Here is a 14,786-nt window from a genome sequence, read left to right on the forward strand (position 1 = left end):
GGCCTCACCATACTCGCCTCCGGCGGATCGGGGGAGCGGCCGCCCGGGGGGGGGCCCACCGCCCCGGGGGGGGGGGGGGGGGCGGCGGGGGCCCCCCGGCCCCCCCCCCGGCCCCTCGCTGTCGCGGCACTGCCGCTAAGCGCCGCCGTCGCCGTCGGCGGCAGTCCGGTCCTCGTCGACCAGCGTGCCGTGGAAACCGCGGATGTGGACCTCGACCAGGTCCGCGGCCTCGTCGCCCCTGCCGATGCGCACCAGCCTCAGCATCTCGGCATGCTGACTGTTGAGCTGCGCCTGGGTGGCCGGCCAGTCATCCACCTCTTCGAGGGCCCGCAGGATGAGGGGCCGCACCGACTCCCGCACCGCCGCGGTCAGCGTCGAGGTGAGCGCGTTGCCCGAACTGCTGGCCACCTTGACGTGGAACCGGGTGTCGAGCTCGTTGAACTCCTGCGCCAGGATGCCCTGCTGCGACATTCGGTGGACCACCGCGCCCGCCTCGTCCAGATCCTCCTCGGAGGCGTACGTCGCGGCGGCGGCGAAGCTGGCACGCTCCAGGGCGACCCTGGCCTCCATGACGTCGTGCAGGCTGTAGCTGCCCAGGGCGAAGTGCAGGCGCAGCAGCCGCCCGAGGGCGTCGTCCGGGTTGCGCACGATGCGGGCTCCCGAGTCGGGCCCCCGGCCGGGCTGTGCGACCAGCACACCGATCGTCTCCAGCACCCGGAGCGCTTCCCGCAGGGCGGAACGGCTCACGCCGAAGACCGGGGCGAGCTCCCGCTCGGGCGGCAGCCGGTCCCCCGCCCTCAGCTTCCCGGCGAAGACCTGCTCCTCGATGCTCTGGAGCACCAGTTCATGCGTCCGCGCCTGCCGTACGGGCTGCCATTCGACGGGCATCCGCCACCCCCTGCCCCGGTCGGACCCGTTCCGCGCCGACCGCTCGTATCGAATCCCCGACTATGTCACACACGTCATGTGGTCGGACCAGAAGAGTGGGGCCGGGAACAGGGCGCCGCTTCCGCCCTCGTGCCAGGTCCAGCCATGGGCGGGAAGCAGCGGCTGGTGCGCCGGCTCACGTGGCGTCGACGGGCGTGCCCTGGTGGAAGTACATGCGCCAGCGCGATTCCGACCGCCGCCAGATCGAACTGCGTCGGACCCGGCGCCCGTTGCCCTCGGAGACAAAGGTCAGGTGGACGAGGTCCGGAGCCAGCAGCACTCCCGACATCCCGGTGGCGACACTCGGGGCGGGAGCGTTCGCGTCGACGGCGGAGGTGACGGCCAGGATCGACGTCCTGTCGTAGCGCCGCCCCGAAGCGCCGAACTCGACGAAATCCGGGTCGAGGAGTGCGGTCACCGCCTCGGGTGAGGCCCGTACACCCGGATCGAGCAGCCGCAGCTCCCCCTCGACGGCGGCCCGCACGGCCCGTTCCTCTTCGTCGGTTCCACTCATGCGCAGACCCTAGAACGCGACCACCGCGCGCGCACGGCCGTTTCCGTGCGTCAGGACAGAACCAGCAGGTCCATCCAGCTGACGGCCGGCCGGTCGGGCTCCTGGGAGGCGGCCTGCCGCAGCCGTCCCAGTCCGCGCTCGAACTCCTCGTCATCGATGCCCCGGAGTTTCGCGTCGGTGTCCCGCCGTATCCGATCGGCGAAGACGGCCAGGCTCGGCGCGCTCTCCTGCGGCACCGCGTGCAGCGCGACGCGCGAGAAGCCCGCGCCGGCGAACGCGGCGCAGGTCTCCTCCACGCTCGGGTAGCGGTCGACGATGCGCTCGACACCGGGGAAGAACCGCACCCGGAGGTCGCGCGCGCACCGGCCGGGGAAAGAGTTGCGGATGAGCACCGGGGCGCCCGGCTTGAGGACCCTGCGCAGTTCCCGCGCCGCTGCGGGAAGATCACCGATGTGATGGACGACCGAGCCCAGCCAGGCCGCGTCCGCGCAGTGGTCCGGCAACGGCAGCGCCTCGGCGCGACCGTCCAGCGGCTCGATGTCCGCGGTCCGCGGGATCAGCGCCCGCATCGCCGCGGCCGGCTCCACCGCCAGTACCCGCACACCGAACCACTCGGCGAACGCGGCGGCGAAGGCTCCGGTGCCCGCCCCGACGTCCACCACACTCGCCCCCGGCGCCAGGGCGACCTCGGCCGCCACCGCGGCCCGCCACGCGGTGAGTCCGTCGCGCGGTACCTCCCGGGCGAGGCGGTACTCCTCGGCGAACCGGCGCTCGGCGGCAGTCTCTTCCATGGGTTCTCTTCCTGCCGCGGCCGGCCGGCGGGTGCACGTCGCACTGCCCGCCCGCGGCGGATGCTAGCGAGCCGCCCACCAGTTGTCTAGACCAAGTGGCCGCTTGGCGGCCCGGGTCGGCGGTGGGCGGCGTGACCGCCGCGCTCCTCCCGCGAAGAGGACTGAGCGAAATGCTGAAGATATTGATCGCGGGAAGCCTCCCAAGCCCGCCCATGCCCCACATGTCGGACGGCCGGGACCTCTTCGGTTCATAGGATTCTCACGCAGCCCGGCTACGGTGGCTGCCGTGACGCAGACGAGCCCGCCCGGCTGGCATCCAGACCCCGGGTACACAGGATTTGGCCCCATCCAGGAACGCTGGTGGGACGGCACGCAGTGGACCGATCAGCTCCGGGTCCCGCCGGCCGCGCTCCGCAGCCGCCGCATACGCGTCGGCGCCGGTATCACCGCGGCCGTCGTGGTCCTCGCTGCCATCGGTGGCGGCGTGTACCTGCTGACGGACGATTCCGGCCCGACCGGGAACTCCGCGACGGCCCCCTCGGCCTCGCCGTCCCCGGCCCCCAGCCGTCAGCCCGGCGCCCCGGGCGGCAGCGGGGGCGGCGACGAGTCGCCCGGGCAGCAGCAGCCCCAGGCCGAGGACGGCTACGCGACGGACATGGCCAGCGGCATCAGCATCCCGGTCCCCGAGGGCTGGACCGGCGAGTCGGGCATGGGTGCCGGCGTGACCACGGGCACGTACGCGTGCCCCGGGGACAGCGGGGAGAAGTGCGTGCGCGGCGGGGTGTTCTCCGCACCGGCCGAGGCACTGAAGCTGAGCACCAGGACGGCGAAGGCGACGGCCGAGAAGGACATCGCGGCCAATGCCGAGGGGTCGTACGGCGAGAAGATCTACGGCGGCATCACCTCGCACGAGCAACTGAAGTCCGAAGCGGTCACGGTGGCCGGCCAACAGGGCTACCGGGTGCGCTGGAAGGTGGTCACGAAGAACGGTGACGACGGGTACGTCGAGTCGCTGGCGTTCCCCTCGCCGCATGCCGAGGACATGCTGATCGTCGTGCGCTCCGGCTTCGACATCAACCCCAAGGCACCGGGTCTGTCCGTGCTGGACGACATCACCAAGGGAATCAAGGCGGCCTCGGGCATGGGTTCCGGCCCGGGCACCAACGCGTAGGCCGTGTGCCGTACCCGGGCGGCCGGATGAGTACCCGGGCCGCCCGGACTGAGTACGCCGCCCGATCCCCCGCCGGTCCGCCGTTGCTGGAATGGGGGCATGGCTCCTGACGCACCACGCCGCCGCATGCAGCGGATGACCAGCACCGGCACCACCCTGGCCGTCACCCTGGCCCCGCTGGTGATCGGAGTCCTGCTGGCCCGCACCACCATGGCCGTGGACCCGCTGACGCAGGTGAACGCGCTGATCACCCGTACCGGTCACGGTCCGGGCGTCTCGCCCGCCGAGTGGCGCGGCTGTGGCAGGAGCGCGCTGCGTCGGTGCAGGACGTTGACGCCCCGGGCCCGGCTCGGGGCCCACCGCGCCACGAGCGCGGTCCGCGGTGTCACCCGGCCGGCCCGGTAGCACCGGCGGCCGCCCGTGAGGCCTTCGCGCCGCCGGGGGCGGAAAAACCGGTTCCCCCGCCGGTGCGCCGTTCCCTAGACTCGACACGCAATCGCGCGCCGGCAATCCGCCGCGGCGCGCGCACCGTGACCTTCGAGGGGAGACCTGCCGTGCGCTACCGCACCGCTGTCGTCGTTCCCCTGTCGCGGTACGAGGTGATCCTGGTGTCTACCTCCGCCCGGCGCCGGCTGCGCGGCCGGCCCCGGACCCCCGCGACGAACTCCTGAGCCCTGCCCGTCCTCTGACGGACCGTCCACGCATGGCGCCGCTGCGCGCGGCTCCGTGGACGACGAGGGCTCCGCGGCTGTCCCAGACAGCCGCTTCGTCCGGGCATCGCGCCGTCTTCTTCCGGATCACCCGAAAGGCCACGGACCGTGCGTACCGAACAGCACCGTCAACTCACCAGCGCACTCGACGCCGTTCGCAACCTGGGCATCCTCGCCCACGTCGACGCGGGCAAGACCACCGTCACCGAGCGGATCCTCTACGCCACCGGCACCACCCACAAGCGCGGCGAGGTGCACGACGGGACGACCATCACCGACTTCGACTCCCAGGAACGCGACCGGGGCATCACCATCTTCGCCGCGGCCGTGAGCTGCACCTGGGCGGGCCACCGGATCAACCTGATCGACACTCCGGGGCACGTCGACTTCGCCGACGAGGTCGAGCGTTCGCTGCGGGTGCTGGACGGCGCGATCGCCGTGTTCGACGCCGTCGCCGGTGTGGAGCCGCAGAGCGAGTCGGTATGGCGCCAGGCCGACCGGCACGCCGTGCCGCGCATCGCGTTCGTCAACAAGCTCGACCGGACCGGAGCCGACCTCGACACGGCGGTCACGTCGATCCGGGAGCGCTTGCACACGGTCCCGCTGGTGGTCCAGCTGCCGATCGGCCGTGAGGAAGGGTTCCGCGGGGTGGTGGACCTGCTCCGCATGCGCGCGCTCGTCTGGGCCGACGGCTGCGACACGTACGAGGAAGGTGATGTTCCCGCTGAGCTGCGGGACGAGGCGCGACGGCGCCGACGCCTGCTGGAGGAGACGGTGGCCGAGCTCCACCCGGCCGCGCTGGAGGAGTTCTGCGCACGGGCGGAGCTCTCCGGGCCGACCCTGTCCGGGGCCCTGCGTGATCTGACCCGTACCGGTGAGGGTGTCGTGGTGCTGTGCGGTTCGGCCTACCGCAACCGCGGTGTCGAGCCGCTGCTGGAGGCCGTCGTGGCGTATCTGCCCTCGCCGTCGGACGTGCCGCCGGTACGGGGCATGCTCGGCGACGCGGTGCAGGAGCGGGCCGCCGATCCGGCTGCGCCGTTCGCCGCGCTCGCGTTCAAGGTCAACGCGACCGCTACAGGCCGGCTGACCTATCTGCGGGTGTACTCGGGAACGATCGGGAAGGGGGAGACGGTGCTGGACGTCGGCGCGCGGCGCGGCGAACGCATCGGCCGCATCCTGCGGGTCCAGGCGGACCGCCATGTCGACGTCGACGCGGCGGTGGCCGGGGACATCGTCGCGGTCATCGGCCCCAAGGCCGTCCGCGCCGGGGCCACCCTGTGCGCACCGGACGCCCCGCTGGTCCTGGAGCCGCCGACGGTGGCCGATCCGGTCGTGTCCGTGTCGGTCGAGGCCCGTCGGAGCACTGACACGGAACGGCTGATGGCGGCGCTCGTACGGCTGGTCGAGGAGGACCCCTCGCTCGCGGTACGGACGGACTCCGAAACGGGTCAGACGCTGCTCTCGGGCATGGGCGAACTGCACCTGGAAGTGGCCGCGGAGAAGATCCGCCGCGCGCACGGGCTGGAGGTCCGGGTCGGCCGGCCGCAGGTCGCCTACCGGGAGACCGTCGCCCGCGGGGTGTCGGGTCTGGTGTACCGCCACGTGAAACAGGACGGCGGGGCCGGGCAGTTCGCCCATGTGGTCATCGACGTCGAGCCGTGGGAGGGCGAGGACGAGGGCCCCGGAGCGGTGGAGTTCGTGTTCCGCTCGGTCGTCGGCGGCGGACGGGTTCCGCCGGAGTACGTCCGGGCGGTCGAGGCCGGCTGCCGGGACGCCCTGGTGGAGGGTCCGATCGGCGGGCATCCGGTGACCGGGGTGCGGGTGACGCTGACCGATGGCGCCACCCATCCGAAGGACTCCTCGGAGATGGCGTTCCGTACGGCCGGACGGTTCGCGCTGCGTGAGGCGCTGCGCTCCAGTGAGATGGTGCTGCTGGAGCCGGTGGTGGAGCTCACGGCGACGGTGCCCGGCGAGGCCGTGGGCGGGGTGCTCGGCGACCTGGCCGCGCGACGCGGCCGGGTGTCCGGCTCCACCGCGCGGGCCGGTGCGGCGGTGATCACGGCGACCGTGCCGCTGGCCGAGCTGTTCGGTTACGCGACGCGGCTGCGCAGCCGGACGCAGGGCCGGGGCACGTTCACCACCCGGGCCACCGGCTACGCGCCGGCACCGGCATCGGTGTCCGGTTAGCGCCAGGGGCCGGTGCCACCCGTCAGCGGGTGGCACCGGCCCTGACGTCGTCGGGCAACTGCCGTTATGAGTGCACCGGCTCGGGGTAGGTCGGGTACTCCACCCCGGAGACGTGCTGTACGACCCGGATGACCTGGCAGGAGTAGCCGAACTCGTTGTCGTACCAGAGGTAGAGGATCGCGTTGTCACCGTCGACCTGGGTGGGACCCGCGTCGACGATGGAGGCGTGCCGTGAACCGATGAAGTCGCTCGACACCGCGTCGGGGGCGGTCGTGAAGTCGATCTGGCGCTTGAGGGGCGAGGTCAGCGACACGTCGCGCAGGTACTCGAGGACCTCGTCGCGCGTGGTCTCGCGGCCGAGCTTCAGGCTGAGGATGGCGATCGAGACATCCGGGACCGGCACCCGGATGGAGCTGCCCGTGATCGTCGCTTCGAGATCGGGGAGCGCCTTGGCGACGGCGGAGGCCGCACCGGTCTCGGTGATCACCATGTTGAGCGGCGCGGAGCGGCCGCGGCGGTCGGAGTTGTGGTAATTGTCCAGCAGGTTCTGGTCGTTGGTGAACGAGTGGATGGTCTCCACGTGCCCACGCAGGACGCCGTACTCGTCCGCCATCGCCTTGAGCGGCGGGACGATCGCGTTGGTGGTGCAGGAGGCGCAGGAGATGATCTGCTCGTCCGGCTTGATCATGTCGTGGTTGACCCCGTGCACGACGTTGAGGACGTCCCCCTTGCCCGGCGCGGTCAGGACGACCTTGTCGATGCCCGGACGCAGGTGGTTCGAGAGGCCCTCGCGGTCGCGCCACCTGCCGGTGTTGTCGATCAGGATGGCGTCGTTGATGCCGTACGCCGTGTAGTCGACCGACGTGGGGTCGTCGGAGTAGATCACCTGGATCTCGTTGCCGTTGGCGATGATCTTGTTGTTCGCCTCGTCGACGGTGATCGTGCCCTGGAACTGGCCGTGGATGGAGTCACGGCGCAGCAGCGAGGCGCGCTTCACGATGTCCTGGCCGGCACCCTTGCGGACGACGATGGCGCGCAGCCGCAGGCCGTTGCCGGACCCGGCCTTCTCGATGAGCAGCCGGGCCAGCAGGCGGCCGATGCGGCCGAAGCCGTACAGCACGACGTCGCGTGACTCACGGCGCTCGATCTTGTTGGCGCCCGTGGCACCGGCGACGGCGCCGGCGGTGAACTCCGCCTCGGAAAGACCGCGGTCATCGGCCTTGTACGTCGCGGCGAGCATGCCGATGTCGATCTGGGAGGGGCCGAGATCGAGCGTGGTGAGAGCCTGGAGGAACGGCAGGGTCTCGGTGACCGAGAGCTCCTCACCGTCGATCTGCCGGGCGAATCGGTGGGTCTTCAGGATGCTCACCACCGACTTGTTCACCAGGGAGCGGCTGTGCAGAAGGACGGTGACGTCCCTCTCGCGGTGCAGCTTCCCGATGATCGGGATCATCGACTCCGCGATCTCCTCGCGGTGCATCCAGTTGGTGAACGAGTCGTCATTGACAGTCACAGGTTTATCTTTCGAGCTAGGCGGCGCTCATATGGTAACCCGTCGCTCTTCTGATCATTCAAAGGGTGTCCGGCGACGGAAGAGCGGGGTGCACGCGCGGCAGCGACACGCGACGGCTCACCCGATCCCGAAGAGTGGACGGGCCCGCATCCGGCGGCTCCGGCACAGCGGCGCTCGCCATCGCGGCGAGCGCGGGTCGCCGTGCCGCTGCCGCGGGGCCGGAGCGCCGCCGGGCCCTTCGGCCCCTTCACTCAGTCCCGGGGCAGCAGGGAGCCCAGGGGGCCCAGGTCGAGGTTGAGGTCCTCCGGGCGTACCCCGTGCTGCTCGCAGAGTTCCTGCATGCGCTGATCGAGCATCATCAGGGTCGTGCCGATCTCATCCGTCTGGTCATCGGTCAGATCGCCCACGTCGATGCGGCGCAGGGCTTGTCGCTCCATCAACTGCCGGAGGAGCTCGACCACCGTGAGTACCAAGGTGACCAGGTCTCGGCCCATCTGCTCGGAGTCGAGGTCCACGCGTGAGGTGGTCACAGCGGCCCACTGTCCGCCCAGGGTGCGGGAACGCGCTCGTTGACCGACGACAGCAGCGCGTGCAGCGAGACGCGGACGAGCGGAACGTCGGCGATCGCGATGACCAGGTCACCACTCACGACGACGCCGGTCGCCAGGACCCGGTCCAGCAGATCGACCAGCGGCACTCCGATCGGGCCACTCAGGGCACCGGGGCTGTCCCACGGAACCGCTTCGTGTGTCACGGCCTACACCTCGCCCACGAAGGAGTAGGGCACCCAGGGGCCGGACACCTCGATCTCCGCGCCGGTGCGTTCCCGCAAACCGGCTGCCAGCAGGGTCAGTTCGGCGGCACGGTGCTCAGCGACCAGATAGGTCGCGTTCAGTACCTGAACCCGGTGGTCGCCGGCGGCTCCGTTGTCGTGCGGGCGGAGCCGGCGCGAGGCCGCGGCGATGCGGCTCACGTCCGCGTCGACGGCGTCCGCGACGCGCACGGAGTCCGCCTGCCGCTGCTCCCGCCGCGCCTGCAGGTCCCGCTTGCGTTCCAGATACGCCCGACCCGCTCCGGGAGCCGGGCGCGTCCGGGATCCCGGAGCCTCCGCCGGCTCCTGCTCAGCGCGCCGGACCGGGCTCTGCGCGACGGGCGCGTAGACCTTGACGCCCCATTCGGCGTGGTGCGCGATGCGCCGCAGCGCCGTTCGGAAACGCGTCGACTCGTTGGCCAGCGCGAGTCGGGCCCGCTCCTCGTCGTTGTACAACGTGGCCAGCGGCAGCGGCACCGTGGGGAAGCGGGCGGCGACTGCCGAGACGACCTCGTGGTGGGCACGCGCGTAGCGTTCGAGTTCGCGCGCGTCGGTCAGCCTCTCCTGCCAGACCTCGTCGGTGAAGTCTGCCGCCCGAACGGTCTGAACGATCACCGTGAGCGAGCCGATGGGGAGCGAGCGAACGGGCTCGTCCCCGGTGACTCCCGTCAGGCCGTCCAGCGACGGTTCCCCGTCCGCGTGGCAGACCGCGTACACGTAGACGGCGTTCGTGCCCGAACCCGCTCCGCTCTGCTCCGTCATCAGTGACTGACGCTCCTCTTCCTGGATCATCCCGAGTCCGACGACGTCTCTTCGGAACGGGACTCGAGTTCTTCCAACCGTGCCCGCAGCTCACGGTTCTCGTCCTTGAGCGCGTTCCTCGCGGCGTGGGAACTGAGCGCCGGGTCGGTCTCCCACCAGTCGATTCCGGCCTTCTTGGCGGTGTCCACCGAGGCGACGAAGAGCCGCAGACGGATGGTGAGGAGCTCGATGTCGAGGAGATCGATCTTGATGTCCCCGGCGATCACGATGCCCTTGTCGAGGACGCGCTCGAGGATGTCCGCGAGGTTGGTGTTCTGCGGCCCGGCGACGGGGTACGCGGCATCCTGCCGGAAATCGAGATCAGTCACTGAGCGCCTCTCCGCGAACGCCGCTTTGCGGGCGCGGCCCGCCCTTTGCGCGGCGGCTCGTCCTCTTCTTCCTCGTCGTCCTCGTATTCGTCCTCGTCCTCGTCGCCCTCGTCCCCGTCGTCCTCGTCCCCGTCGTCCTCGTCGTACTCTTCCTCTTCCGCGTCCTCGTCGTCTCCTTCCTCACCGTCCTCTTCGTCCTCGTCGTCCCACTCGTCCTGGTCCTCGTCCTCGCCTTCGTCCCCCTCCTGGCCTTCCTCGTTCTCGGCTTCTTCGTCTTCCATGGCGTCTTCGTGGGACACGACGACTTCTCCGTCGCGGATTTCGCCACGCCACCCTTCCGGCTCTTCCTCGGTGAGCGTGACGTACCGCTGGAAGTGCTTGAAGTCGAGCCGGACCCGGCGGCCTTGCGCACGCCAGAGGTTGCCCGTCTTCTCGAAGAAGCCGGACGGGTAGTACTCCATGACCAGGACGATGCGCGTGAGCGAGGGCGCGAGTTCATGGAAGCTCACCGCGCCGCGCGTCGTTCCCTTGGCACCCTCGGACGTCCAGACGATGCGTTCGTCCGGGATCTGCTCCTGGACCGTCGCCTTGAAGCTGCGGGCGGACGGACCCACCTTGACCTTCCAGTTGCTGGACATCTCTTCGTCCATCGAGACGTCCTGCACACCCTTGGCGAAACTGCTGAACTTGTCGTACTGGGTCCAGTAGTCGTAGGCGTCGCGCAGCGGCACTCCCACATCGAGTACCTCGATGATGTTCATGAGCTTGCCGCCGCCTGCCTTGCCCTTGCCCTTGCCGCCGCCTCCGAAGGCCTCCTTGGCCTTGTCCACGACGTTGTCCTTGACGCCCTTGGCCTTCTCCGAAACGAATGCCTTCACCGGCGAGTCACCTTGGAGGATGCGAGAGCCGATGGCAGGCAAGGAGCCGCCGTTCTCCGCCGCGTCGTTCAACTGGTCGGTGACGCCGGTCAGTTTGTCCCCGGCCTTCTCAGCCAGCTTCTCCACCTGCGCGCTGAGGAAGCTGGACACCTCACCACGGAGCTTGTCCATTCCGGACTCTTCCGTCTCCTGTGACTCGTCCGCTCCGGAATCTGCCTCTTCATTCCTGGTCATGATTCGCTACCTCCGACCGCTGCTGCGCTTGGATGCGGTCCGCTTCGACGCCGACTTGCCTGTTGCCGTCTTCTTGGCAGCCGCCTTCTTGGCCGGCGCGGTCTTCTTGGATGCGGTTTTCTTCGCCGGCGCGGACTTCTTGGCTGCGGTCTTCTTCGCCGAGCCGGACTTCTTCGCCGCGGCCTTCTTGGCCGGCGCGGACTTCTTGGCAGCCGCCTTCTTCGCCGGTGGGGCCTTCTTGGCTGCGGTCTTCTTCGCCGAGCCGGACTTCTTCGCCGCAGCCTTCTTGGCCGGCGCGGACTTCTTCGCGCCACCGTCGCCGCCGGACGGCTTGCTGCCCCTGTCACTCTTGGCGCTGCCCGACGCCGTCCGTCGGGAGGAACGCTTCTTGGGCTGACGCTCTTCGGGCTCTTCTTCGGGCTCTTCGGGCTCTTCTTCAGGCTCTTCTTCAGGCTCCTCTTCAGGCTCCTCTTCGTCCTCGCCCTCGTACTCGCCCTCGTCCTCGGGTTCCTCGTCCTCGTAGTCGCCCTCGTCCTCGGGTTCCTCTTCGCCCTCGTCCTCGTCCTCGTACTCCTCGCCTTCCTCGTCCAGCGGCGCTTCGTCCTCGTTCGCGTCGCCTTCCTCGCCCTCGCCCTCGTCCTCGTCCTCGTCGTCCGGCGACTCGAGAAGGCGGGCCGTGCGCTCGCTGATCGAACCGGCCAGCGTGCTCATGCTGCGGTTGGCGGCGGCGGTCAGGGCCTTGCGGCCCGCGTCAAGCACCTCACCGCGGAGCTGTTCCTGCAGATCGGCGACCTGGGGGACCTCGCCAAGACGGCGCATGCCTTCCGCGGCGAGCTGACGCGGCTCGAGGCCGAATCGGCGGCCGGCCAGATAGGTGGCGACGCTGAGAGCCACGCGCCCCTTCTTGGTCCGGCCCAGTACATAGCCCCCCACTACTGCTACCGCGAGGGTCACCTTCGTCTGGTCTTCCATGAGCACGTCACCTTCGATCGATCTGCGCCGGGCTGATCCGCGCGGCGTGCAGCCGCTCCAGCAGCCGCTCCTCTTCACGTTCGAACTCCTCCGGAGTGATGTCTCCGGATTCGAGCTCCTGGTTGAGCACGGCCAACTGCGCGCGCAGCACGGCGGGATCGTGCAGTTCGCGCTCGGCAGCGTCGTTGAGCTTCTCCGCCACCCAGACCACCCCGCGCACAGGCGCGATCGGAAGGGTGAGCAAGCCGGTGATCAGTCCCACGTCAGCCCCCGCCCACGGGTACGGGCCGGGCATCGGACGAGACGAAGCTGTAGCAGGGGAGCGGGCCGGCGAGCCGGATCTCCGCGTGCTCCCGGTGTTCCCGGGCAAAGTTCTGGGCCCGGGAAAGGAAGGCGTCGCTCTCGGTGCGGTCGACGAGGAACGACAGGTTCAGCGCGCATCCGGAAACCGTGGGGCCCGAGGCCACCGCGCGGGCCCGGGGCGCGAGTTCGCGCTGGATGTGCTGCCCTGCTGCGGCCGCCCGCCGGGTGAGAGCGCCGGCGATGGCTTCGCCCAGCCGCAGACTGGCTTCGTAGCCCGGGTTTCGCCTCGCGGCTTCACGGAGTTGCCGCACCTTCTTCTCCTCGGCGACAAGGGCCGCCAGCGCGTTCTGCGCCGGCAGAGCCTTGACGTTGATCTCGACGCGGCCCGCAAGCCTGTCCAGGGTGGCGGCATGCCCGGATTCGTCGGCGGCCAGTTGCGCGAGGACCGTCTGCTCGTCCGGGGCGACCATGCCGAACCTCATCGGAACTACGGGTCCTCCGTCGGCCAGGCGCATCAACAGCTCCTGGTGCGCCAGCAGATCGCGTCGGCGCGCGCGGAGCTGGGGCGGCGCGTCACTGATGACCACGTCGAGCCGGCCCTGGCTGATGGTCCTGAGGACCGCGGGAGGTGATCCCACGCCGCCGAGATCCCCCGGAAGCGGAGTTCCCGCCCGCACGATCGCGTAGACGTAGATGCCGTCGGCTGCCACGCTCATGCCTCCGCGCGCCGTCGTCGGTTCTCGCTGCGCGCGGGAGCGCGTCGCTTCTTCGGCCGTTCGGGCTGCTCGTCCTCGTCATCGGACGTGTCGCCGCCACTGCCCACCGCCTTGCGGACGGTGTCCCCCACCGTCTCGGCCGCGTTGCGCACCTTGCGCTTGCCCACGCTCTTGGCCACACCGCCACCGAGCAGCTCGGGAATGGTGGTGCTGCCGGAGTCACGCTCCAGGTCGAGCCGGTTGCACGCCTCCGCGAACCGCAGATACGTATCCACGCTGGCGACGACGATGCGCGCATCGATCTTGAGGATTTCGATCCCGACCAGCGAGACCCTGATGAACACGTCGATGACCATGCCGCGGTCGAGGATGAGCTCCAGCACGTCGTACAACGTGCCGGCGCGGGGCGGGCAGGCCACTACTTCGTCCGAGTAGGTGGTGGCGGTCATGAAACGTCCTTCCAGCAGAGCGGAAGCTCGGCTCACTCGTCGGCTGCGCCGCGGCGGTAGCGCCGGACCCTGCGGTACTCCAGGAGTTCACCGGCTTGGTCAAGCTGCACCTCGTAGGAGGCGAGGAGGCTGGTGGTGTCCGGAATCCGCGGCACTTCGAGGACGTCCACCACCACGCACCAGCCGTCGTCCTCGCGCCGGACAGCGGACACGCCTTCTGTCGGGTGTCCGATCAGCCCTTCAAGGCTTTCGCAGGCAGCACGGGCCGCGTGCTCGGGCCCCCGCGCGGATCGGGCACGGTGTGCGGTCGCCGTCTTCGAGCTTCCGGCATGAGTGCGACGTTGTTCTGCCATGAAGCCAGTTTCGCCAGCCCTGTCGGCTGCGCATCTTGAGCGATGCCATCGGAGCGTGTGGCGGACGTCCGGCAGAGCCTGGAGATGTCGGAGCGAGGCGCGGACGCGCACCCGCTGGATCAGGGGCCCGGGAATGACCGAGGGCCGGTGTCGGATTCCTCCGACACCGGCCCTGATCTGCGACTGTCTCCAGTCGGGACGACAGGATTTGAACCTGCGACCCCTTGACCCCCAGTCAAGTGCGCTACCAAGCTGCGCCACGTCCCGCTGCCCGTCTGACCTGGGGTTTCCCCCTGGCTGAACGCGCATGAGAACAATACCGCACTTCAACCGGTGGTCACGAACACCTTTCGTCGCTTGACCTCAACCGTGCTTGATGTTGAACGCTGAGCGGCATGACGAACACGACTGCCGCACCGCCGTCCGCCTACCTCGGCCTGCCCCGGCTGATGAGCCTGATGACCGGCGACGAGAAGCACGGCCCCGCCGCCACCTCGACCCTGGACGCCCTGTGGGTGCTGTACGACCGGGTACTGCGGGTGACGCCGCATACCGCCGACGCGCCGGACCGGGACCGCTTCCTCCTGTCGAAGGGGCACGGGCCGATGGCGTACTACGCGGTCCTCGCCGCACACGGGTTCTTCGACGAGGAGTTGCTGGCTGGCTTCGGGACGTACGACTCGCCCCTCGGCCACCACCCCGACCGGCTGCTGGTGCCCGGCGCCGAGATCGGCAGCGGGTCACTGGGGCACGGGCTGCCGCTCGCCGTGGGGAGCGTGCTGGGGTTGCGGGCCCAAGGGCTGACCGGACCGCGGGTGTGGGTCCTGACCGGCGATGCCGAACTGGACGAGGGCAGCAACCACGAGGCGATCGCCTACGCCGGCCCGGCCGGCTTGGAGCAGCTGCACACCGTGGTGATCGACAACGCCTCGGCGACGTACGGACGCCCCGGAGGGATCGCGGAGCGGTTCGCGACCGCGGGCTGGTCGGTCGCGTCCGTGGACGGGCGGGACCACGAGGCGCTCTACGCGGCCTTCACCGCACCGCACCCCGGGCAGCCGCGGGCCGTCGTCGCCCGGGTCGCTCCCAAGCGCTGAGCCCTGTCGCCTCGCCGAGAACCGGCGAAT

At 70.1% G+C, this 14,786-nt stretch carries 18 protein-coding genes and 1 tRNA gene; 4 read left to right on the plus strand and 15 right to left on the minus strand.

Translation table 11 applies throughout. From position 1 onward, the window contains the following. Positions 1 to 135: 135 nt before the first annotated feature. From ACFYPA_RS02725 to ACFYPA_RS02735, 3 genes are all read right to left on the minus strand, one after another. Positions 136 to 888 (minus strand): GntR family transcriptional regulator, encoded by a 753-nt coding sequence (locus tag ACFYPA_RS02725; protein WP_359311606.1) that lies wholly within the window; start codon positions 886 to 888, stop codon positions 136 to 138. 175 nt (positions 889 to 1,063) lie between these two features. Next, positions 1,064 to 1,441, minus strand: coding sequence for a DUF4440 domain-containing protein (locus ACFYPA_RS02730; RefSeq protein ID WP_389129007.1), 378 nt, complete (start codon positions 1,439 to 1,441; stop codon positions 1,064 to 1,066). Between the two features lie 50 nt (positions 1,442 to 1,491). Beyond that, complete coding sequence (locus tag ACFYPA_RS02735) at positions 1,492 to 2,232, minus strand: class I SAM-dependent methyltransferase (protein WP_389129010.1); 741 nt, start codon at positions 2,230 to 2,232, stop codon at positions 1,492 to 1,494. Between the two features lie 286 nt (positions 2,233 to 2,518). Between ACFYPA_RS02735 and ACFYPA_RS02740 the strand changes: the two genes are divergently transcribed. The 3 genes from ACFYPA_RS02740 (at position 2,519) to fusA (ending at position 6,300) form a co-directional block, all read left to right on the plus strand. Further along, the gene (locus ACFYPA_RS02740; RefSeq protein ID WP_359082100.1) at positions 2,519 to 3,403 is read left to right on the plus strand and encodes a DUF2510 domain-containing protein; all 885 of its coding nucleotides are present in this window, start codon (positions 2,519 to 2,521) and stop codon (positions 3,401 to 3,403) included. A gap of 99 nt (positions 3,404 to 3,502) precedes the next feature. Then, positions 3,503 to 3,808, plus strand: coding sequence for a hypothetical protein (locus tag ACFYPA_RS02745; RefSeq protein WP_359082101.1), 306 nt, complete (start codon positions 3,503 to 3,505; stop codon positions 3,806 to 3,808). Positions 3,809 to 4,221: 413 nt separating this feature from the next. Then, the gene (fusA, locus tag ACFYPA_RS02750) at positions 4,222 to 6,300 is read left to right on the plus strand and encodes an elongation factor G (RefSeq protein WP_389129013.1); all 2,079 of its coding nucleotides are present in this window, start codon (positions 4,222 to 4,224) and stop codon (positions 6,298 to 6,300) included. 64 nt (positions 6,301 to 6,364) lie between these two features. Here fusA and ACFYPA_RS02755 read toward each other — a convergent pair whose 3' ends face one another. From ACFYPA_RS02755 to ACFYPA_RS02810, 12 genes are all read right to left on the minus strand, one after another. After that, positions 6,365 to 7,813 carry a glyceraldehyde-3-phosphate dehydrogenase gene (locus ACFYPA_RS02755; RefSeq protein ID WP_359082103.1) on the minus strand — a complete coding sequence of 483 codons (1,449 nt, stop codon included), beginning with the start codon at positions 7,811 to 7,813 and terminating at the stop codon, positions 6,365 to 6,367. Positions 7,814 to 8,064: 251 nt separating this feature from the next. Continuing rightward, positions 8,065 to 8,343, minus strand: coding sequence for a gas vesicle protein K (locus ACFYPA_RS02760; protein WP_359082104.1), 279 nt, complete (start codon positions 8,341 to 8,343; stop codon positions 8,065 to 8,067). Then, positions 8,340 to 8,567, minus strand: coding sequence for a gas vesicle protein (locus ACFYPA_RS02765; RefSeq protein ID WP_359082105.1), 228 nt, complete (start codon positions 8,565 to 8,567; stop codon positions 8,340 to 8,342). The genes ACFYPA_RS02760 and ACFYPA_RS02765 overlap by 4 nt, the downstream gene beginning before the upstream one ends. Before the next feature lie 3 nt (positions 8,568 to 8,570). Further along, complete coding sequence (locus tag ACFYPA_RS02770) at positions 8,571 to 9,386, minus strand: GvpL/GvpF family gas vesicle protein (RefSeq protein ID WP_359349866.1); 816 nt, start codon at positions 9,384 to 9,386, stop codon at positions 8,571 to 8,573. Between the two features lie 26 nt (positions 9,387 to 9,412). Next, a complete protein-coding gene (gene gvpJ, locus ACFYPA_RS02775) occupies positions 9,413 to 9,754 on the minus strand; it encodes a gas vesicle protein GvpJ (protein WP_389129017.1) in 342 nt (113 codons plus the stop codon). Continuing rightward, the gene (locus ACFYPA_RS02780; RefSeq protein ID WP_389129020.1) at positions 9,751 to 10,866 is read right to left on the minus strand and encodes an SRPBCC family protein; all 1,116 of its coding nucleotides are present in this window, start codon (positions 10,864 to 10,866) and stop codon (positions 9,751 to 9,753) included. Before ACFYPA_RS02780 ends, gvpJ begins: the two co-directional genes overlap by 4 nt. 6 nt (positions 10,867 to 10,872) lie before the next feature. Then, positions 10,873 to 11,838 carry a histone protein gene (locus tag ACFYPA_RS02785; protein ID WP_389129023.1) on the minus strand — a complete coding sequence of 322 codons (966 nt, stop codon included), beginning with the start codon at positions 11,836 to 11,838 and terminating at the stop codon, positions 10,873 to 10,875. A 7-nt stretch (positions 11,839 to 11,845) separates the two neighbouring features. Then, entirely contained in the window at positions 11,846 to 12,100 is a 255-nt protein-coding gene (locus tag ACFYPA_RS02790; protein ID WP_359082110.1) for a gas vesicle protein GvpG, read from the minus strand. 1 nt (position 12,101) lies between these two features. Further along, positions 12,102 to 12,851, minus strand: coding sequence for a GvpL/GvpF family gas vesicle protein (locus ACFYPA_RS02795; protein WP_359082272.1), 750 nt, complete (start codon positions 12,849 to 12,851; stop codon positions 12,102 to 12,104). A gap of 2 nt (positions 12,852 to 12,853) precedes the next feature. Next, positions 12,854 to 13,306: a gas vesicle structural protein GvpA gene (locus ACFYPA_RS02800; RefSeq protein ID WP_359082111.1), complete on the minus strand. Its 453-nt coding sequence runs from the start codon at positions 13,304 to 13,306 to the stop codon at positions 12,854 to 12,856. A 32-nt stretch (positions 13,307 to 13,338) separates the two neighbouring features. Continuing rightward, the gene (locus ACFYPA_RS02805; RefSeq protein ID WP_359082112.1) at positions 13,339 to 13,659 is read right to left on the minus strand and encodes a gas vesicle protein; all 321 of its coding nucleotides are present in this window, start codon (positions 13,657 to 13,659) and stop codon (positions 13,339 to 13,341) included. A gap of 193 nt (positions 13,660 to 13,852) precedes the next feature. After that, positions 13,853 to 13,926: transfer RNA gene (locus ACFYPA_RS02810), tRNA-Pro, on the minus strand. Positions 13,927 to 14,054: 128 nt separating this feature from the next. On the opposite strand from ACFYPA_RS02810, the gene ACFYPA_RS02815 reads away from it, so the two are divergent. Next, positions 14,055 to 14,756, plus strand: coding sequence for a transketolase (locus tag ACFYPA_RS02815; protein WP_389129027.1), 702 nt, complete (start codon positions 14,055 to 14,057; stop codon positions 14,754 to 14,756). The last annotated feature ends 30 nt before the right edge of the window (positions 14,757 to 14,786 follow it).

Origin of the sequence: Streptomyces sp. NPDC005775 (assembly GCF_042871565.1) — a bacterium.
Lineage (GTDB): Bacteria > Actinomycetota > Actinomycetes > Streptomycetales > Streptomycetaceae > Streptomyces.